At 62.7% G+C, this 19,632-nt stretch carries 19 protein-coding genes; 11 read left to right on the top strand and 8 right to left on the bottom strand.

From position 1 onward, the window contains the following. The first annotated feature begins 29 nt into the window (after window positions 1–29). Together PG900_RS19520 and PG900_RS19515 are read left to right on the top strand one after the other, a co-directional pair. The gene (locus PG900_RS19520; protein ID WP_011704800.1) at window positions 30–1,349 is read left to right on the top strand and encodes an anaerobic C4-dicarboxylate transporter; all 1,320 of its coding nucleotides are present in this window, start codon (window positions 30–32) and stop codon (window positions 1,347–1,349) included. A gap of 200 nt (window positions 1,350–1,549) precedes the next feature. Further along, window positions 1,550–2,650, top strand: a complete 1,101-nt coding sequence (locus PG900_RS19515) for a porin (RefSeq protein WP_270802782.1) — start codon at window positions 1,550–1,552, stop codon at window positions 2,648–2,650. Between the two features lie 64 nt (window positions 2,651–2,714). Here the strand turns inward: PG900_RS19515 and mdtH are convergent, their stop codons facing one another. Then, on the bottom strand, window positions 2,715–3,908 hold the full coding sequence (mdtH, locus tag PG900_RS19510; RefSeq protein WP_219255980.1) for a multidrug efflux MFS transporter MdtH: 1,194 nt from the start codon (window positions 3,906–3,908) through the stop codon (window positions 2,715–2,717). Window positions 3,909–4,115: 207 nt separating this feature from the next. Between mdtH and PG900_RS19505 the strand changes: the two genes are divergently transcribed. Then, entirely contained in the window at window positions 4,116–5,015 is a 900-nt protein-coding gene (locus PG900_RS19505) for a LysR family transcriptional regulator (protein WP_024946193.1), read from the top strand. 52 nt (window positions 5,016–5,067) lie between these two features. On the opposite strand, the gene PG900_RS19500 is transcribed toward PG900_RS19505, so the two are convergent. Next, window positions 5,068–6,837 carry a M4 family metallopeptidase gene (locus PG900_RS19500; RefSeq protein ID WP_270832078.1) on the bottom strand — a complete coding sequence of 590 codons (1,770 nt, stop codon included), beginning with the start codon at window positions 6,835–6,837 and terminating at the stop codon, window positions 5,068–5,070. Window positions 6,838–7,188: 351 nt separating this feature from the next. On the opposite strand from PG900_RS19500, the gene PG900_RS19495 reads away from it, so the two are divergent. Together PG900_RS19495 and rimJ are read left to right on the top strand one after the other, a co-directional pair. Continuing rightward, complete coding sequence (locus PG900_RS19495) at window positions 7,189–7,743, top strand: GNAT family N-acetyltransferase (RefSeq protein WP_017410624.1); 555 nt, start codon at window positions 7,189–7,191, stop codon at window positions 7,741–7,743. Continuing rightward, a complete protein-coding gene (rimJ, locus tag PG900_RS19490) occupies window positions 7,743–8,294 on the top strand; it encodes a ribosomal protein S5-alanine N-acetyltransferase (RefSeq protein WP_270802779.1) in 552 nt (183 codons plus the stop codon). Before PG900_RS19495 ends, rimJ begins: the two co-directional genes overlap by 1 nt. Window positions 8,295–8,396: 102 nt before the next feature. On the opposite strand, the gene PG900_RS19485 is transcribed toward rimJ, so the two are convergent. The 3 genes from PG900_RS19485 to PG900_RS19475 all read right to left on the bottom strand — a co-directional run bounded on the left by PG900_RS19485 (window position 8,397) and on the right by PG900_RS19475 (window position 11,273). Continuing rightward, the gene (locus PG900_RS19485) at window positions 8,397–8,642 is read right to left on the bottom strand and encodes a hypothetical protein (protein ID WP_005309486.1); all 246 of its coding nucleotides are present in this window, start codon (window positions 8,640–8,642) and stop codon (window positions 8,397–8,399) included. Between the two features lie 309 nt (window positions 8,643–8,951). Next, the gene (locus PG900_RS19480) at window positions 8,952–10,001 is read right to left on the bottom strand and encodes an oxidoreductase (protein WP_270802777.1); all 1,050 of its coding nucleotides are present in this window, start codon (window positions 9,999–10,001) and stop codon (window positions 8,952–8,954) included. A 108-nt stretch (window positions 10,002–10,109) separates the two neighbouring features. After that, complete coding sequence (locus tag PG900_RS19475) at window positions 10,110–11,273, bottom strand: multidrug effflux MFS transporter (protein ID WP_024946189.1); 1,164 nt, start codon at window positions 11,271–11,273, stop codon at window positions 10,110–10,112. A gap of 222 nt (window positions 11,274–11,495) precedes the next feature. On the opposite strand from PG900_RS19475, the gene PG900_RS19470 reads away from it, so the two are divergent. Both PG900_RS19470 and hemW read left to right on the top strand, forming a co-directional pair. Then, entirely contained in the window at window positions 11,496–12,092 is a 597-nt protein-coding gene (locus tag PG900_RS19470; protein WP_011704791.1) for an XTP/dITP diphosphatase, read from the top strand. A 134-nt stretch (window positions 12,093–12,226) separates the two neighbouring features. Next, a complete protein-coding gene (hemW, locus tag PG900_RS19465) occupies window positions 12,227–13,372 on the top strand; it encodes a radical SAM family heme chaperone HemW (protein ID WP_270832076.1) in 1,146 nt (381 codons plus the stop codon). Window positions 13,373–13,488: 116 nt separating this feature from the next. Here hemW and PG900_RS19460 read toward each other — a convergent pair whose 3' ends face one another. From PG900_RS19460 to zntR, 3 genes are all read right to left on the bottom strand, one after another. Next, window positions 13,489–13,707, bottom strand: coding sequence for an alternative ribosome-rescue factor A (locus tag PG900_RS19460; RefSeq protein ID WP_017410628.1), 219 nt, complete (start codon window positions 13,705–13,707; stop codon window positions 13,489–13,491). A gap of 127 nt (window positions 13,708–13,834) precedes the next feature. Next, entirely contained in the window at window positions 13,835–14,371 is a 537-nt protein-coding gene (locus tag PG900_RS19455) for a dihydrofolate reductase family protein (RefSeq protein ID WP_270832074.1), read from the bottom strand. Then, window positions 14,361–14,798, bottom strand: a complete 438-nt coding sequence (gene zntR / locus PG900_RS19450; protein ID WP_005309469.1) for a Zn(2+)-responsive transcriptional regulator — start codon at window positions 14,796–14,798, stop codon at window positions 14,361–14,363. The genes PG900_RS19455 and zntR overlap by 11 nt, the downstream gene beginning before the upstream one ends. Window positions 14,799–15,209: 411 nt before the next feature. Here zntR and purH point away from each other — a divergent pair, with 411 nt between their 5' ends. The 4 genes from purH to PG900_RS19430 all read left to right on the top strand — a co-directional run bounded on the left by purH (window position 15,210) and on the right by PG900_RS19430 (window position 19,375). Continuing rightward, window positions 15,210–16,802 carry a bifunctional phosphoribosylaminoimidazolecarboxamide formyltransferase/IMP cyclohydrolase gene (gene purH, locus PG900_RS19445; RefSeq protein WP_270832073.1) on the top strand — a complete coding sequence of 531 codons (1,593 nt, stop codon included), beginning with the start codon at window positions 15,210–15,212 and terminating at the stop codon, window positions 16,800–16,802. A 110-nt stretch (window positions 16,803–16,912) separates the two neighbouring features. Beyond that, entirely contained in the window at window positions 16,913–18,202 is a 1,290-nt protein-coding gene (gene purD / locus PG900_RS19440) for a phosphoribosylamine--glycine ligase (RefSeq protein ID WP_011704786.1), read from the top strand. A gap of 263 nt (window positions 18,203–18,465) precedes the next feature. Then, window positions 18,466–18,840, top strand: coding sequence for a cytochrome b562 (locus tag PG900_RS19435; RefSeq protein ID WP_011704785.1), 375 nt, complete (start codon window positions 18,466–18,468; stop codon window positions 18,838–18,840). Continuing rightward, complete coding sequence (locus PG900_RS19430; protein WP_270802771.1) at window positions 18,821–19,375, top strand: cytochrome b/b6 domain-containing protein; 555 nt, start codon at window positions 18,821–18,823, stop codon at window positions 19,373–19,375. Before PG900_RS19435 ends, PG900_RS19430 begins: the two co-directional genes overlap by 20 nt. Window positions 19,376–19,632: the final 257 nt, after the last annotated feature.

Raw genomic sequence — 19,632 nt, 5'->3', positions numbered from 1 at the left:
TAAAAAAACTGGAAAATGGAGTGTTCGCTATGATTGGAATCGAGTTACTTGTCGTGCTCGCCGCTATCTATCTGGGGGCCCGGATAGGCAGCATCGGCATCGGCTTTGCCGGTGGTTTGGGGGTACTGGTACTGACCTGGGGTCTGGGGATGCCAATTCCCAGCGACCAGCTGGTCACCTACATCCCCTGGGACGTGATCATGATCATCGCGTCCGTCATCTGTGCCATTGCCTGTATGCAACTGGCCGGTGGCATGGACTATCTGGTCTCCCTGGCCGAGAAAGCCCTGCGCAAGAACCCCAAATACATCACCTTCGCCGCACCGGTCGTCACCTATCTGATGACCATGCTGGCCGGTACCGGTCACACCGCCTTCTCCACCCTGCCGGTGATCGCCGAAGTGGCCAAAGAACAGGGCATTCGTCCGTCCCGTCCGCTCTCCATCGCCGTCATCGCCTCCCAGATCGCCATCACCGCCTCGCCCATCTCCGCGGCCGTGGTTGCCTTCTCCGGCATGCTTGAGCCGTTTGGCGTGGATTACCTGACTCTGCTGGCCATCTGCATCCCCTCCACCTTCATCGCCTGCATCCTCGGTGCCTTCGTCGCCAACATGCTGGGCAAGCCGCTCGACCAGGACGAAGTCTACCTGGAGCGCAAGGCCAAGGGGCTGATCAAGCTGCGCGGCACCACCAAGCTGGAGCTCAAGCCTTACGCCAAGGTGTCGGTCTGGATCTTCATCGCCGCCATCGTGGCCGTGATGGCCTACGCCACCGCCATCTCCGGTAAAGTGGGCCTGATCGCCAACCCGCCGATCCCCCGTGATGGCGCCATCATGGGCATCATGCTGGCCGCGGCCACCATCATGACCCTGGTCTGCAAGCTGGACGCCACCCAGGTCACCAACATGCCGACCTTCAAGTCCGGCATGTCCGCCTGTATCTGCGTACTGGGTGTGGCCTGGCTGGGTAACGTCTTCGTGAAAGGCAACATGGACACCATCCAGCTGATCGCCGGCGACCTGCTCAATCAGTACTCCTGGCTGCTGGCCGTGGTGCTGTTCTTCGCCGCCATGCTGCTCTACTCACAAGGCGCCACCACCAAGGCCCTGATGCCGGCCGCTCTGGCACTGGGTGTCAGCCCGCTGACCGCCATCGCCTCCTTCGCCGCCGTGAGCGCCCTGTTCGTGCTGCCGACCTACCCGACCCTGCTGGCCGCGGTCGAAATGGATGACACCGGCTCCACCCGTATCGGCAAGGCGGTATTCAATCACCCCTTCTTCGTACCGGGTGTTGCCACCATCGCCATCGCCGTGGCGCTGGGCTTCTTCTTCGGTGGCATGATGCTCTAACCAGCATTTAATTCCACAAACACGCAAACGGCCCTGTTCGGGCCGTTTTTTATGCCTGCTTTTCAGGTCAAATCATTAATTAATCCTTGTGCGCTTCAGTTTCTATCAAGGTTCGCAGATCTACTCTGGGGCATCGGAACAGAAACCGATCAACAGGGCCGAGCACAGGTCCGACAGTGTTTACACCAGAGGAACGAACAATGAAAAAGACAGCATTGACCATGGCCATCTCCAGCGTGCTGCTGGCCGGTGGTGCGCAAGCCGCTACCGTCTACAACCAGAACGACACCAAACTCGACATCGGTGGTCGCGCTCAAGGCATGTACTACGGCACTGATGACAACGGTTCTGAAGGTGACCAGAGCTACCTGCGTCTGCACGTTGCCGGCGAAACTAAGATCGACAACGAGCTGACCGCGTTCGGCTTCGCTGAATACAACCTGCCGGTCTCCGGCTCCGACAACGACGAGCTGCGTTATGCCTACGCCGGCATCAAGCACGATCGTTTCGGTGCCTTCAGCTACGGCCGTCAGGATGGTCTGTTCACCAAAGCCGTGAACAACTACACCGACGTGCTGCCAGAGTGGGGTGGTGACGGTCTGGGCAAGGACACCGAAGTGTTCGGTACCGGTCGTACCAACGGCCTGGCCCAGTACATCTACACCTATCAGGGCCTGACCCTGGGTGCCCAGTTCACCGGCAACAACGATCCGCAGAATGCCGATCGCTCCAACCTGACTGGCGCCAACAGCACCTGGAATCCGAAGGGTTCCGCTGAAGGCTTCGCCGTGTCCGCCAACTATGACTTCGACATGGGCCTGAGCCTGGGTACCGCCTACAACCAGGCTGGCAAGACCGACGAGCAGGCCGCCAACGCCGACTTCGGTGGTGACCGCGACGCCAAGCTGTACGGCGTCGGTGCCAAGTACGCCGTCGGCGACCTCTACCTGGCTGCCACCTACTCCCACGGTGAAGACCACATGTACGTCAGTACTTCCCACTACAACGGCTATGCCGAGAAGATGGATGGCTACGAAGCCGTCGCCCAGTACGCCTTTGGCAAGTTCAAGCCGTCCCTGGCCTACCTGCGTACCGACGTGAAGGACAGCGCCCACGGCATCGATGACACCGCCACCGAGTACGTCTCCATCGGTGCCTGGTACAACTTCACCGACAACTTCAACGCCTACGTTGATTACAAGATCAACCTGCTGGACAACAACGGCGATAAATCCCACACCAACTCGCTGGGCAAGAACACCGACGACGTGGTCGCCGTGGCCCTGCAGTACAACTTCTAAGTCTTCCCTGAATTGCCTACTGTATTTTTTACCGGCCGCCCAGCGGCCGGTTTTTTATTGCCCGTCAGATGTCAACCCGCGCCAGACTCGGCTCGCGGTGAAAGCAGTTCACCAGCAGCAGCAAGGTCGTCACCCCCACCGTGCCCAGCACCAACCAGGGTAACCAGGGCTGACCCTGCAGCATGGCGTAGTCATGCAGCGCGCCGCCCCCCACGTAACCCGTCATGCCCCCCAGCGCCAGCCCCAGCCGGCTGAAGCCCATGTAGCTGCCGCGTGCTCCCGGTTGTGCGAGCTTGGTCATCAGCGTCTCCCGCGCCGGTTCGGCGATGACGATCCCCAGATAGAAGCAGGCCAGCAGCATGAATACCGCAGGCAGGGTGTTGGCAAAGGCCACCAGCCCGATGCCGGTGGTCATCAGCAGCACCCCGGCCATCAAGCGGCTCTCCAGCTTGAAGTGGCGCTCGCCATAGCGCGCCAGCGGATAGAGCAGCGCCAGCGAGATGGCGGTCTCCAGGGTATACATCCAGCCCACCGCCGTGGTGGTGCCCGCCATCTGCTTGACCAGGATGGGGAAGATCAGCATCACCTGGACCCAGAGCGCGTAGTAGCCGCTCAGGATCAGTACCAGCCGGCAGAACGCCTTGTCGGCCAGCACCTGGCCGAGACCGGCGCGGATCGGGGTCGGTCGCACCGAGAGTTTGTAGGCAGGCAGGATCAGCAGGTTGCACAGGGCGGCGCAGACAAACAGGCCGGCCCCCAGCAGGCAGACATATTCGAAGTCGAAGTTGAGCAGCCAGCTGCCGAGCAGGGCCCCCACCACGGCGCCGGCGCTCTCCAGCATCATCAACAAGGAGATGTAGCGCCCCCGCTGACGGGGCCGGGTGAATTTGATCACCAGCGCGGCGCGAGGCGGATCGAACAGACAGCCTCCCAGTCCCGAGATGACGCAGGAGAGGATCAGCTCCAGCCCGCTCTGGGCGTAGGCCAGGCTGGCAAACCCCGCCGCCCGCAGCAGCATGCCACCCACGATGAGTGGCCGCGCGCCGAACTTGTCCGCCAGCGAGCCGCCCAGAATGCCCAGCCCCTGCTGGGTCAGCTGGCGCAATCCCAGCGCCAGCCCCACCACCCCGGCCGCCCAGCCGAGTTGATCCACGAAGCGCAGGCTGATCATGGGCATCACCACGAAGAACCCCAGGATCACCAACAGGGAATCCAACGCCAAAAACCACCGCCCCAACCGCCTCGCCCGCTCCACCATGACTACCCGTCCCCTGCTTTCTGATGACATTCCGATTAATTCGTCTCATCGCCCGAATGACGCCGTCACCAAACGGGCTCAAGGTGCAACAAGCCCCTGAACCGATATGGCAATATGCCAAAGCACAACGATTGATACTGCTATTCTGGAAGGACGCCAGATATAGTGGTAGCCGACAACTGGCTATATTTTATATTGGATTATGTTATGGCTATGACCCTCGACGATCTGCAATTGCTGCTGGATGTGGTCAATCGCGGCAGCTTCAGCAAGGCGGCCGCCGTGCGCGGCTGGTCACAACCCATGGTGAGCCAGCGGATCGCCGTGCTGGAACAGGATCTGGGCCAGCCCCTGTTTCGTCGCCACCGGCGCGGCGCCACCCCCACCCCGGCCTGCGAGCAGTTCCTGCCCGCCGCGAGTGCGGCACTGAGTGCGCTGGAAGGGGGTCGCTTGGCGATGCAGGGAGCGCCGGCGCTGCCGCGCATCCGGCTCGCCTGCCTGCCCTCCCTGACGACCGTGGTGTTCGGCCCCCTGCTGCTGGCACTGGTCGACGAGACCTTCGAGATCCGCTGCAACACGGATCACTCCGGCATCATCATGCAGGAGCTGCTGACCGGCGAGACCGACGTCGGCTTCATCCTCAAGTGCCCGGCCATCGCCGGCATCCAACTCGAGTTGCTCTATCGCTCCCCCATCATAGCGGTGGCCTGTGCCACCCATCCGCTGGCCGGGCGGCAGGGGCTGACCCTGCAGGACATCGCCAACGAGCGGCTGGCCCCCCAGCAGTGGGGTACCGGCTGCGACGAGCTGATCCTGCAGTTGCGCCTGCTGCGCCAGGTGGCGAGCCCGCTGCACGCCATCCAGCCCGCCAGCGCGGCGCGGGAGCTGGCGCTGGAGCACGGCTTCATCACCCTGATGCCGGCGCTCGCCATCGCCCGGGATCTGGAGTTCGGCCGGCTGGTGCAACTGGACGTGGTGGATCTGCCGCCGGATCACTGGGATGTGATGATGGCCTGGCGCAGTGGAAAACGGCCCAATCCCGCCAAGGAGCGGGTACTGGAGGCCGCCCGTACCCTGGCCCGGCGCTGGGCGGGCAAATCCGCATAAAAAAAGCGCCGGACAAGTCCGGCGCTCCCTCTCTATTTGCAGTGGCTCAGGCTCAGTAACTGGCCTTGAGGGTCACCCCAGAGAAGGCGCTGTAGGCGCTCAGCTGCACGTTCCAGGTCCCCGCCTTGGGCGAGTTCAGGGTGCAGGTCTCGGCGTTGCCGCTCTTGTAGGGGCGGCAGTCATAGCTGCTGCTGGTCGGCACGCTGCCGAACTTCACATACAGATCCGCATCGCCGGTACCGCCACTGCTGGCGATCACCAGCTGGCTCTTGCCGGCCGGCACGTCGATGGTGAAGTTCAGCTTGCCACCCTTGGCAGCGGAGAGACCGCTCACCGGCACCCCGTTTTGCAGCACGCTACCCGGCTGCGGCGTGGTACCGCCACAGGAGGCATTGACCCCCACAGTGGTGAAGGCCGCCGCCACGTCGGTCACGCTGTAGCCCAGATCGGTGGCGGCCTTGGTCACGCCGCAGGCGCCCTGATCGAAGGTGGTGTTGGCGCCCCAGTAGAGGCGGTTGGCCAGCACGAACACTTCAAAGGCCTTGCGGGTGTTCCAGCCGCTGGTGTTGGCCAGCAGGTAGAAGGCGCGGTTGTAGACACCTGAGCTGTGGTGCACATCGATGCCATCGTAGTAGTCGCTGGCATGGCCGATGGAGCTGCCGTCCCGGGTCGGATCCTCGAAGTAGCGCAGCGAGCCGTTGCCCTTGAAGATCTGGGCGCCCACCAGCCAGTCGTTGCTGCCCTTCATGAAGTTCTCGGCCGCTTCCCCCGCCATGTCGGAGAAGGCCTCGTTGATGCCGCCCGACTGACCGGAGTAGACCAGCCCGGAGTTCTGCTCGGTAAAGCCGTGGCTCACCTCGTGGGCCGCCACGTCCAGGCTCACCAGCGGGTAGAAGGTGGTGGCGCCGTCGCCGAAGGTCATCTGGCTGCCGTCCCAGAAGGCATTCTCGTAGTTGCGGCTATAGTGCACCCGCATCTTCAGCTTGAAGGTCAGCGGCGCCGTGTTGTACCAGTTGCGGTACATGTCGAACACCACGTTGCCGAAGTAGTGGGCGTCATTGAGCGGCGAGTAGGCGCCGTTGATCTCCTTGACCGTGTTCTCCGGGCAGGTGAACTGATGAATGGCGCCGCCCGTGGTGGCGTGATTCATGTTGAGGGTGTCCACGTTCGGGCTGGTCATCCGGCAGTTGTCGTCCACCAGCAGCGGGCCGAAGTCGGCGCCGTAGAAATACTTGCCGGTCTTGACGTTACCACCCGGGCCGGTGGCGTCCTTGTGATTGATCCCTTCCCAGCGCTTGAGCTCGCTGCCGTTCTGGGCATCGATCACCACGAAGGGGCGGCTTGGCTCGTTGCTCGCCGCCAACCAGGAGACCAGATAGACCAGGCGGGCCTGACCTGCCTCATCCTGCATCACGAACAGCTTGACCCGCTCGTTGCTGCCCTTGGCCCCGGCCCGCGCCTTGCTGGCGGCATCGGCCGGCGACAGGGCGGCGGTCGGGCTGGCCACGTCGGCATCGATCTGGCGCAGGATCTGGCCGGAGACCTGGCTTATCTGCCCGCCGAGGGACTGCTCGGCCACCAGCACCTGACCCCAGACCGGGATGCCGTGCCAGGTCTGCTCATAACGCACCCGCTGCTGACCGTTGGGCAGCTTGACCGCCCGCACCTGACGAAACTCGCCATCCCCTGCCAGCGCACTCACCCCGGCAGCACCGCTCGGCGCCCCCTGAATGCCCGCTACCTGATGCACATCCACCTGTTCTGCAGCCAGCGCTGCGCTTCCCCAGCAGGCCAATACCACGGCCAAATAGACTTTGTTCATCCGTCTTTTCCTTAAGTCGATGAAGATTACACGTCGGGTCCGTTGCCCGGCGCTCCTACACTAGTTGGCACGTTCAAGATTGCTGCCTGTCATATGTGACAGAGCAGCACAAACCCATAGCAGGATCTGCTGTTGCTCCTGTTTGGTAGCGTGAGAAGAGATCAAAATGGCGAATAACACCAAAAAAAGCCGAACAATGGCCAGGCACTTTCTGACTGCCGCCAATCGCCCCTCCATATGGGGATGGCGAGGCGCAAGAACAGATGGAAAACCCTTGGCGTACAAGGGGTTGATTGGCTACATTGGCGGTTTGGCGGCCCGCTTCGGGCCCTGACTGGAGGGGAGGTACGGATGTTTTCATGGCAACTGGACGACGAGCTGGCGCTGCTGTTCCTGCAGCCCGACATGGCCAGCGAACTCTTTGCTCTGTGTCGGGAAAACCGTGACTACCTGACCCAGTGGCTGCCCTGGCCGCCCTACATTCAGCAGCCCGCCGACAGCGCCACCTTCATCCGCCACGCCATCGAGAAGTTTGCCCGCGGCGAGGGGCTGACCACCGCCATCGAGTATCAGGGGGAAGTGGTCGGCGTCATCGGTTACAACCAGATCGACCGGGCGCTGGCCAAGGTCAGCATCGGCTACTGGCTGGCCGAGCGCTGGCAGGGCAACGGCATCATCACCCGCGCCTGCCAGGCCCTGATCCATCACGCCTTCGAGGAGATGGGGATGGAGAAGGTGGAGATCAGCGCCGCCACCGACAACGAGCCCAGCCGGGCCGTCTGCGAGCGCCTCGGCATGCAGCAAGAGGGGATCACCCGCCGTGCCGAGCGGCTGGCCGACCGCATCGTGGATCACGTTCACTACAGCCTGCTGCGCGATGAGTGGCTCAGGCAGAGGGATCACTGATGGCGCTGCCACACCTGTGCACGGCCCGCTGCCAGCTCACCATACTGCCCCCCGAACGGGCCGATCTGATGCTGGATTTCTATCTGCGCAACCGCGCCCACCTCGCCCCCTGGGAGCCCAGCCGGGACGAGAACTTCTACACCCTCAGCCACTGGCACGGCCGGCTGCGCGACAGCTATGGCCAGTTCTTCAATGGCAGCGGGGTACATCTGGTGGCGCTCGATCCCCATGGTGAGCAGGTGATCGCCACCTGCAACTTCACCAACATCCTGATGGGCGCCTTCAAGGCCTGCCATCTGGGTTACGCCATCGACCAGGCCCACCAGGGACAGGGGCTGATGCAGGAAATCGTCGAGACCGGCATCGACTACCTGTTCCGGGAACACGGCCTGCACCGCATCATGGCCGGCTACATGCCGTCGAATCAGCGCAGCGGCGCCCTGCTCGAGCGGCTCGGCTTCGAGCGGGAGGGGTACGCCAAAGACTACCTGATGATCAATGGCCGCTGGGAGGATCATATCCTCACCGCGCGCCTCAACCCGGCACTCTAGCCGGTTCTCGGGCCGGCAATAATCCCGTCAAAGGCGGGGAACGGGCATAAAAAAACGGGCCCGAAGTTACCTTCGGGCCCGTTCTTCAGATGAGGTGCAGGCTTAGTTGGCCTTGGCATCGCTCACTGCGGCTTCTGCCTTGGTGGCTACGTCAGCGGCAGCCTTCTCAACGGTTGCAGTCGCTTCGGAAGCAGCCTTCTCTACGGTAGAGGTGGCTTCGCTAGCGGCTTTCTCAACAGTTGCAGCAACGTCGGCGGCCGGAGTAGCAGCCGGAGCGGCGGCTTCTTCTTTCTGACCACAAGCGGTCAACATCAGACCCAGGATACCGGCTACCAGTACTTTGTTCATGTGCATACCCTCAGAAAAATATGGAGAGATGGTTGGTACAACCATCACAGTGCGTCCTTTCACCCGGTGAAAAACCCATATGCCGGGAGCCAAGAGGCGCGCGAAATATATCCCCATACGCGCCCAATGAAAACGAGTATCACAATGATATTTTCTCGTTGGCTGGATGAAAAGAACTACTACAACGACAAACATTAATACAAAACACTGTAAATGGCGCAGTTTTGTACAATAAAACGCCACAGGCCCCGTGGTTGCTGGCAATAAACGGCTATTGCATTGTGCCGGCAACCGCGTGCGGACAGCGCCTCAGTCAGACAGGATCTGACAAGCCAGTCGTTTCCCCTCGCGGGCGCTGTCGCGGGCCAGGTCCAGCAGCGCCATCACCGCCAGTGCCTCGCCGGCCGGTACCGGGTTGTCGCCTTCCCCACGAATGGCGGCGCAGACACCGCGATAGTAGGCGCCGTAGTCCCCCGCTTCGCCAGCCACGCTCTGCTGCTGCAGCTGACCATCGCGGATCCGGCTGAGCTGGCCGGGTTCGTTGTCCACTCCCCAGTCTGCCGCCGGCGGCCGCTTGCCGAGCTTGAGCTGCTCCTCCTGCACATCCATGCCGAACTTGATGAAGGAGCCCTCGCTACCGTGGATGACAAACCGCGGCATGGTGGCCGACACCAGGCAGCTGCCGTGCAGCACGACCCGCATCTCGCCATAGCCGAGCACCACGTGGAAGTAGTCATCCGCCAGGGCAGCGGGGCGCTGCTGAGCCAGATCCGCCTGCAGCCAGTCCGGCTGACCGAACAGCTGGAGCGACTGATCGAGGATGTGGGGGCCGAGATCGAACCAGAGGCCAGAGCCCGGACCGCCCGCCTCGCGCCAGCGCTGGCGCACCTCGGGACGATAGCGATCGAAGTGGGATTCGAACTGGGCAACCTGACCGAGCGCTCCTTCCGCCAGCAGGCGGCGCACGGTGAGAAAGTCACCGTCCCAGCGCCGGTTGTGGAAGATGCTGAGCAGCCGCTGCTGCTTTTCCGCCAGCTCGACCAGCGCCTTCGCCTCGGCCAGATCCAGGGCGAACGGCTTGTCGATCACCACGTGCTTGCCGGCCAGCAGGGCCTCGCGGGCGATGGGGGCATGGGTGTCGTTGGGGGTGGCGATCACCACCAGATCGACCGACGGGTCCGCCAGCACCTCGGCCAGCGAACCGACCCGGCAGCCGGGCAGATCGCTCTGCACCTTGGCGGCATCGCGGCTCACCACCCAGCCGAGGGAGAGCCCGGGCGTGCTGGTCAGAAACGGGGCGTGAAAGGTTTGGCCTGCAAAGCCGTAGCCCACCAGGGCGGCATTGATTGTGTGGCTCATCCGGTTTTCTCCACGGGTAGCTGTGTCACGGGGTGCAGGCAAACCCTTGCCTGCCAAATAGAGAAGGGGGCCCAAGGCCCCCTGAGTGTGCCCATCAGAGCACAGGATTTATTGCAAACACAAGCGCCGGCCCTGGCGGGTCATCAGCATCAGCAGAGGGGGCAGCAGCAGCCACATGTGCAGCGCCAGCTGGCTGAGCGGATCATGCATCAGCACGCCGATGAAGCCCACCAGCGCGCCTGAGCCGCTCATCTGGAACAGACCGAGCAAGGCGGCGGCGGTGCCGGCGCAGTGGCCGAACGGTGCCAGCGCCATGCCGGCGGCCGCGCCCAGGATCATGGCAAAGCCGATGCTGGAGAGGAACACCGGGCCCATCATGGCCAGCGGATGCTCGATGTGCATGGCCAGGGTCAAGGCAATGGCGGAGAGCAGCAGCACCAGCAGGCCGATGCGCAGGGTGCGTCTTGGCCCCACTCTGGCGATGAAACGGGGTGCCAGGAAGCAGGCCAGGATGTTGAGTGCCGCGTTGGCGGTGAACCAGTAGCTGAAGCCGCTCATGTCCAGTCCCAGCTTCACCATCAGCTGCACCGGCGCCGCGGTGACATAGGCCAGGATCACCGCCATCGCCAGCATGCACAACGTCGCGTTGAACAGGAAGCTCGGGGAGCGCAGTACCGGGCTGTAGCGCGACCAGCTGATGAGCGGGCCGCTGCTGCTGGTTTCTTCCGGACGGGTCTCCGGCATCCGCCACAGCAGCCAGCTACCGACGATGACCGCATAACCGGCCATGAACCAGAAGTTGGCCGACCAGCCCGCCTTGGCGGTGAGCCAGCCACCGAGCAAGGGGGCCAGCGCCGGAATAAAGCAGATGGCACCGTTCAGGTAGGAGATCATCTGACCGCTCTTCTTGGGGCCGTAGCTGTCACGCACCACCGAGAAGGCGGCCACCGAGGTGGCACAGGCGCCAAAACCCTGCAGCACCCGCGCCAGCATCAGCTCGCCGAGACTCGCGGCAAAGCCGGCCCCCAGGGCGCTCAGACCATAGAGCAGCACACCGCCAAGGGCGATGGGCTTGCGGCCGTAGCGATCGGCCAGCGGCCCCACCAGCAGTTGCCCCAGTCCCATGCTGAACAGGAACCAGGTGATGGTGCCCTGCATCAGGGTCACCTCGGCACCCAGCTGCTCGGCCATCTGCGGGATGGCGGGCAGGTAGATGTCGATGGCCAGCGGACTGAACAGCACCAGTAGGACAAGCAGAAGAATCAATGGCATCAGTCACCTCGTGGCATGGGGAAAATAGATTGGGGCGCGAGTCTACTGGCTCACAGTAATGAATTGAAATGGTATTTAATCACTTCTGTTATTCCATTCAGGAAACATTCATTTTATCCGCATCTTGCCATGACCCCGGTGAGGGTGATCCAGGGCAATTGGCGCTTTTCCTGGGCGCCAGCCCCGCATAGAATGCGCAGATTATTTTTGCGGAGGTGCTCGATGAACAAGCTTGTCCTGGCAACAGGGAACCAGAAAAAGGTGAAGGAATTGGCCGCCATGCTGGCCGATATGAAGATCCAGGTGATCCCACAGAGCGAGTTTGCGGTCTCCGATGCCGAAGAGACCGGCACCACCTTCGTCGAGAATGCCATCATCAAGGCCCGCCACGCCGCCCGCATCACCGGCCTGCCGGCGGTTGCCGACGACTCCGGCCTGGAAGTGGATCTGCTGCACGGCCGTCCCGGCGTCTACTCCGCCCGCTTTGCCGGTGAGGGTGCCAGCGACAAGGACAACATCGACAAGCTGCTGGGCGAGCTGAAAGGGGCCCCAGAATATCTCAAGAGCGCCCGTTTCTGGTGCGTGCTGGTCTACATGCGCCACGCCGACGATCCCACCCCCATCATCTGCCAGGCCAGCTGGGAAGGGATGATCATCGACGAGCCGCGCGGCCAGCACGGTTTTGGCTATGATCCGGTGTTCTTCGTGCCCGATCACGACTGCACCTCGGCTCAGATGCCGGCCGAGCTCAAGAACCAGCTCAGCCATCGCGGCCAGGCGCTGGCCAAGCTCAAAGCGGCTCTGGCGGCGGTCAACTAAAGCGCTGTCTCCCGCCGCGTTGTCATCTACAATGGGGGCCGTCGGCCCCCGTTTCGTTCGCGGCGCCCCGGCCCGTTGTCATCGACGACAAGGGCAAACCGACCCCTGATGATTTTTTGAACACTGGAAACCCCATGCTGCAACTGCCGCCCCTCTCCCTCTATATCCACGTGCCCTGGTGTGTCCAGAAGTGCCCCTACTGCGACTTCAACTCCCACGCCCAGAAGGGGGAGCTGCCCCACCTCGAGTACGTGGCCGCCTTGCTGGAGGATCTGGAGCAAGACCTGCACTGGGCCCAGGGGCGCCCCCTCTCCTCCATCTTTATCGGTGGCGGCACGCCGAGTCTGCTCTCCGTGGAGGCCATGCAGGCGCTGCTGGACGGGGTGCGCGTGCGCATCGAACTCACCGCGGACTGCGAGATCACCATGGAGGCCAACCCGGGCACTGTGGAGGCGGACAAGTTCGCCGGCTTCCAGCGGGCCGGCATCAACCGCATCTCCATCGGGGTGCAGAGCTTCCAGCAGGAGAAGCTGACCCGGCTCGGCCGCATTCACGGGCCAGAGGAGGCGCGCAAGGCCGCCGAACTGGCTCACGCCATCAAACTGCCCACCTTCAACCTGGATCTGATGCACGGCCTGCCGGATCAGAGCCTGGCGGATGCGCTCTCGGATCTGCAGCAGGCCATCGACTGCGCGCCGCCGCACCTCTCCTGGTATCAGCTCACCATAGAGCCGAACACGGCGTTCGCCTCCAAGCCACCCACCCTGCCGGAGGATGACACCCTGTGGGACATCTACGAGCAGGGCCACTCTATGCTCACCGCCCACGGCTATCAGCAGTACGAGATCTCGGCCTATGCCAAGGCGGGCTACCAGTGCCGCCACAACCTCAACTACTGGCGCTTCGGCGACTATCTGGGGATCGGCTGCGGCGCCCACGGCAAGGTGACGGATCTCGCCAACCAGCAGATCCTGCGCACCGCCAAGGTGAAGCACCCGAAAGGGTATCTGGACCCGAGCCGCCCCTATCTGGACGAGCAGTGGCAGGTGAGTGCGGACGATCTGCCGCTCGAGTACTTCATGAACCGGTTCAGATTGTTTGAACCGGCCCCCAAGGCGGAGTTCGAGGCCTATACCGGGCTGCCGCTGGAACGGGTAGAGACCATGCTGACCATCGCCCAGAGCAAGGAGCTGATCCAAGATCTCGGCGACAGCTGGCAGCTCACCCCCCTCGGCCATCGCTATCTCAACGTGTTGCTCGAGCTCTTTATGGACGAATGAGCACGGATTCACTCTCTTGCGGCAAGAGAGTGAATCAGCACCAACGAATAGAGAAACAATCAGGGCGCCATTGGCGCCCTGATTGTTTTAGCTGATGCCTTGCGGCAGAAACCCGCTCAGCAGCAGACGCGTACCATCTGCTGTTGACCGGGCTCCCACCGCTTGCCGTGCTTGGCCTTGCGCTGATAGCTGCCCTTGCCTTTCTTGCTCGGTTCGACCCGGGCCTGGAACAGGGGAGAGGTCACCAGTGCCTTGAGGTGGTTGTCCTGAATGATGCCGCGCTGATGTTCGCAGGCGGGCTCGGTGGTGACCCGGGTCACCTTCTTCTTGGCCATATCGGCTCCTTGATGCAGTTGTGTGTTTGCCCATCGCGCCAGCCACCACAGATCCGGGGCTGGCGGCGAAAAAACGTGCCGATTGTGCGCCTCTCCCGGCCCGCCTGCAAGGGGGCTGGCGGGATCCTCAGGCCGGTTGATAGACGACCCGCACCAGCCCGCTCGGTAGTACGGTGCTCGACACCGGCACCAGCGCGCAGGGCAGCGGCCCTGCAAAGAGCGGTACCCCGCCCCCCAGGGTGACCGGCACCCAGAACAGGATCAGCTCGTCCACCAGCGCGGCCTGCAGCCCCTGCCTGACCACCTCGCCGCCATCCAGATAAAGATGGCGGCTGCCTGCCTGCCACAGCTCGTCCAGCACCTGCGCCAGCGCCCCCTGCCGGAAGGAGACGTGCTCACGGGGAGCGGCGGGTCTGTGGGTCAATACCACCACCGGCTTGTCGCCATAAAACCACTCGGGAAAGCCCAGCACAGTGTCGTAGCTGTTGCGCCCCATCAGCAAGGTATCAACACTCGCCATCAGCGCGCTGTAGCCGGTATCTTCCTGGGAGTCGCCGTTGTAGGGTTCAAGCCAGGCCAGATCGCCCCCCTCTCCGGCAATGAAGCCGTCGAGGGAGAGAGCGAGAAAGGCGGATACCCGGGGCCGGCGCAACTCAGTGCTCATGGTCGTGATGCTCATGACGGGAGGGGGCGCCGGACTCCAGCGTCTCTAGGATGGCGCAGTGCTCCGCCGAGCGCGGGCCGCCGCAGCAGATATTGGAGAGCTCGCGCAGGTTGTCGCGAAAACGGGTCAGCTCGACGATCTTCTGCTCCACCTGTTCGAGCTTGGTGTCGGCCACCGCCTTCACCTCCTGACAGGTGACCTTGGCCTTGTTGGTATCGAGATCCAGCAGCTCGCCGATGTCGGCCAGCGAGAACCCCACCGACTTGGCGCGGATGATGAACTCCAGCCGCCGCTTGTCCTGCTCGCCATAGAGGCGATAGCCGGACTCGTTGCGGATGCCTGGCGAGATGAGACCATTCTTCTCGTAAAAACGCAGGGTATCCGCCTTCACCCCGCACGCCTTGGCCAGCTCCCCGATCCGATACATGCCTTTTCTCCCGTTGAATTTGCCACACAGCCACAACCGGCCCCCACTATCGCCCCTTTGCCCGGCGATTGCCAGCCGGCAGCAGGAAAGAGCACGCGGCCACCCTTTTGCCATCAAGAGACTGAAAAGACAAACGTTTCACAAAAACCAACCAGAAAACGTTTAACACCGCACCAGGCAAGGCTTTGTCACTTTAAAAAATCCACCACGGGTCACATTTTTTGTGTAGAATACGCGCCCACAAGAGAGCGTCGCGTCAAGCGGGCATTTCCTAAAACGCTTTTGCCTGTCGGCAGGTTTTTCAGGCGAGAGCGGTTTGCGAAATCCCCCACTTCCATTTATTTGGGGACTCTCTGTGTTGAGCCTCGCCTCCCATGGAACGGTCCCCGTTATGCTGAGGACGATAGTGTGATGGAACAAGCTCGACCCATTCGCCGTGCACTGCTGAGTGTGTCTGACAAGACTGGCATCCTGGAATTTGCCAAGGCACTCAACGAACGTGGCGTGGCCCTGCTCTCCACCGGCGGTACCGCTAAGCTGCTGGCCGACGCCGGTCTGCCAGTGACCGAGGTCTCCGATTACACGGGATTCCCTGAAATGATGGATGGCCGGGTCAAGACCCTGCATCCCAAGGTCCACGGCGGCATTCTCGGCCGGCGCGAGCAAGACGACGCCATCATGGCCCAGCACGCTATCTCCCCCATCGACATGGTCGTGGTCAACCTCTATCCCTTCGCCGCGACCGTCGCCAAGCCCGGTTGCACCCTGGCCGATGCAGTCGAGAACATCGACATCGGCGGCCCGACCATGGTTCGCTCCGCCGCCAAAAACCACAAAGATGTGGCCATCGTGGTCAAGGCTGCCGACTATGACCGCGTCATCCGCGAGATGGATGGCAACGGCAACAGCCTGAAACTGGCGACCCGTTTCGATCTGGCCATTGCCGCCTTCGAACACACCGCCGCCTACGACGGCATGATCGCCAACTACTTCGGCACCATGGTTCCTTCTTACGGTGACAACAAGGAGGGTGACGAGGAGTCCCGCTTCCCGCGTACCTTCAACAGCCAGTTCATCAAGAAGCAGGACATGCGCTACGGCGAGAACAGCCACCAGGCCGCCGCCTTCTATGCCGAGGAGCAGACCGCACCAGGCTCGGTGGCGAGCGCCATCCAGCTGCAGGGCAAGGCCCTCTCCTACAACAACATCGCCGACACCGACGCGGCGCTGGAGTGCGTCAAGGAGTTCGACCAGCCGGCCTGCGTCATCGTCAAGCACGCCAATCCGTGCGGCGTGGCCATTGGCAGCAACCTGCTGAGCGCCTACGAGCGCGCCTGGCAGACCGACCCCACCTCTGCCTTTGGCGGCATCATCGCCTTCAACCGTGAACTGGATGGCGCCACCGCCAAGGCCATCGTCGAGCGCCAGTTCGTCGAGGTGATCATCGCCCCCACCGTCAGCCAGGCTGCCCGCGATGCGGTCGCCGCCAAGCAGAACGTGCGGCTGCTCGAGTGCGGTCAGTGGGCTGCACCGGCGCAAGGCTTTGACTTCAAGCGCGTCAACGGCGGCCTGCTGGTGCAGGAGCGCGACCTTGGCATGGTGACGCTCGGGGATTTGAAGGTGGTCAGCAAGCGTCAGCCCACCGAGACTGAGCTAAGCGACCTGCTGTTCTGCTGGAAAGTGGCCAAGTTCGTCAAATCCAACGCCATCGTCTATGCCAAAGACGGCCAGACCATCGGCGTCGGCGCCGGCCAGATGAGCCGCGTCTACTCGGCCAAGATCGCCGGCATCAAGGCCGAGGATGAAGGGCTGACCGTGGCGGGTTCCGTCATGGCCTCCGATGCCTTCTTCCCGTTCCGCGACGGCATCGACGCCGCAGCGGCCGCCGGCATCTCCTGCGTCATCCAGCCCGGTGGCTCGATGCGCGATCAGGAGGTGATCGACGCCGCCGACGAACACGGCATGTGCATGCTGTTCACCAACATGCGCCACTTCCGTCACTGATGGATCAGGGCCGCCGCCGGCGGCCCTTTTGTTGTCTCTTGTCACCTGGCTATTTTCACCGGCGCAGGCCCCAGGCCCGCCCGTGACCCCGAATAGAAGCGAGCGATACGATGAAAGTACTGATCATTGGCAACGGCGGCCGTGAACACGCCCTGGCCTGGAAGGCCAAGCAATCCCCTCTGGTGACCCGGGTCTTCGTCGCCCCCGGCAATGCCGGCACCGCCCATGAAGGGAGCATCGAGAACGTGGCCATCTCGGCCACCGACATCCCGGCCCTGCTGGCGTTTGCTAAGGAGCAGCGCATCGGTCTGACCATCGTCGGGCCGGAAGCACCGCTGGTGAAAGGGGTGGTCGATGCGTTCCGCGCCGAGGGGCTGGCCATCTTCGGTCCGACCGCCGCCGCTGCCCAGCTGGAAGGCTCCAAGGCGTTTGCCAAGGATTTTCTGGCCCGCCACGCCATCCCGACCGCCGAGTACCAGAACTTCACCGAGGTGGAGCCGGCGCTGGCCTACCTGCGCGAGAAGGGCGCCCCCATCGTCATCAAGGCTGACGGCCTGGCCGCCGGCAAGGGGGTCATCGTTGCCATGACCCTGAGCGAAGCGGAAGAGGCGGTCCGCGATATGCTCTCCGGCAACGCCTTTGGCGACGCCGGGGCCCGGGTGGTGATCGAGGAGTTTCTGGACGGGGAAGAGGCGAGCTTCATCGTCATGGTGGACGGCGAGCATGTGCTGCCGATGGCCACCAGCCAGGATCACAAGCGAGTCGGTGATGGCGATACCGGCCTCAACACCGGCGGCATGGGTGCCTACTCCCCTGCCCCCGTGGTCACGGCCGACGTGCACCGCAAGGTGATGGAGCAGGTGATCATGCCGACCGTGCGCGGCATGGCGGCCGAGGGCAACGTCTACACCGGTTTCCTCTACGCCGGTCTGATGATCGACGGCCAGGGCAACCCCAAGGTGATCGAGTTCAACTGCCGCTTCGGCGATCCCGAGACCCAGCCCATCATGCTGCGCATGCGCTCCGATCTGGTGGAGCTCTGCCTGGCGGCCTGTGCCGGCAAGCTGGATCAGGTCGAAGCCATCTATGACCCCCGCGTCGCCATCGGTGTGGTGCTGGCGGCGGGCGGCTACCCCGGCGACTACCAGCAGGGCAAGCCCATCAGCGGCCTGCCAGTGGAAGAGGCAAGCGGCGAGAAGGTATTCCACGCCGGCTCGCAGCTGGAAGGCGATACCGTGGTGACCGCCGGTGGCCGCGTGTTGTGCGCCACTGCCCTCGGCCACAGCGTGGCCGAGGCACAAAAACGGGCCTATCAGCTGGCGGGTCGCATCAAGTGGGACGGCGTCTTCTACCGCCACGACATCGGCTGGCGCGCCATCGAGCGTGAACAGCAGCAGTAATCAACAGGGCCCGCAAGGGCCCTCTCTTCATCCGGCGTATCTCGCGGTCACGCAGCCCGGCGGATGGCCCGAATGGCCTGGTTCGCTTGACTCAGCAACTTCCTTACATCTCCCCCTTCCCTGTTACCCTTTGTGACAAAAAACAGCAATATTCACAAACAGTTCACGCACTGTCATGGCATCATGCCTGTGATGAATCCGAATAAGGGTTCATAAGAAGCCACATAGAATCGATAAGCATGTCGTTTAAATAAGGAAATCCCATGTTGAAAACTGTTCGCCCCCTGTTGCTGCCCCTGATGTTTGGCCTGATGACCCTGCCCGCCATGGCCGGTGAGCTGGAACAGCCGATGAAGAAGATCGGCTTCAACTACAAGCAGGCGGTCAAGGCTGACGATGCCGCCACCATGGAAAAATACATCAACGAGATGAAGGCGCAGTTCGACATCGCCAAGCAGAAGAACATGCCAGCCGCCAAGAAAGAGAAGTTCCTGGAAGGTATGAACGAAGTGCAGACCGAACTGGATGCCAGCCTGGCAGCCCTCAAGGCGGGTGACGAAGCCAAGGCGCGTGAGCACCTGGCCAAGGTCAACGACCTGAAGAAGGAGTACCACAAATATGCCAAGCAAAAAGGCTGATCCCTTCCACTGGGATAGTCTGGTCCGCCTCACCCACTGGGGTGTGGCGGCCATCTGTATCGGCAACCTCTGGCTCAACGAGGCGGGCGAGGAGTGGCACGAACGGCTGGGTTACCTGGCCATCGCCCTGATCAGCCTGCGCCTGGCGTGGGGGCTCTCGTTTGCCAAGGGCCATGCCCGGTTGCGAGCCCTCATCCCAAGCCGGGAAGATTTTCGCCAGCAAGCGGTGGAGCTGCGCGAGCGCACGCCACCGGGCCCCGGTCACCACGGCAGCGGCAAGCTGGCGGTCTGGACGCTCTGGCTGCTGATCCTGGCCACCGCCGGCACCGGCTGGTTCCAGAATACCGAGATGGGGTTCGAGCTGGGAGCGGACGACTGGCACGTCTGGTGTACCTGGGCCCTGCAGAGCATGATAGCGCTGCACCTGCTGGCCATCCTGTTCACCTCCTGGCGCCAGCGCAGCAATCTGGTGAAGCGCATGTTGCCAAGGCGCCGCGGCAAGGCCCGGGCCTTGCCGCAGGAATCCGACGCCTGAATACTCATGGGGCCCTGCAGGGCCCCTGTTCATTGCTCTGCCACTCCCCTGATCCCACAGTACCCGCCTGTCCCCAGCTCTTGCCCTCTCTTTCGCCACCTGCATCGCTAGGGGCCATGAAAGCATTTTCATTCACATTTCTTAATTAATTCAGGCTGTTCGATTTTCAACCACTGCGATTTCATGAATGCTACTGAGCTGAACGAGGTTGTTCGTTGTCCGTTCGACTACACGACAGTGATATGTCAATAACAAGA

Origin of the sequence: Aeromonas sp. QDB03 (assembly GCF_027707985.1) — a bacterium.
In the GTDB taxonomy this organism is placed as follows: domain Bacteria; phylum Pseudomonadota; class Gammaproteobacteria; order Enterobacterales; family Aeromonadaceae; genus Aeromonas; species Aeromonas hydrophila.
This window is presented reverse-complemented; position numbering and strand designations above follow the sequence as displayed.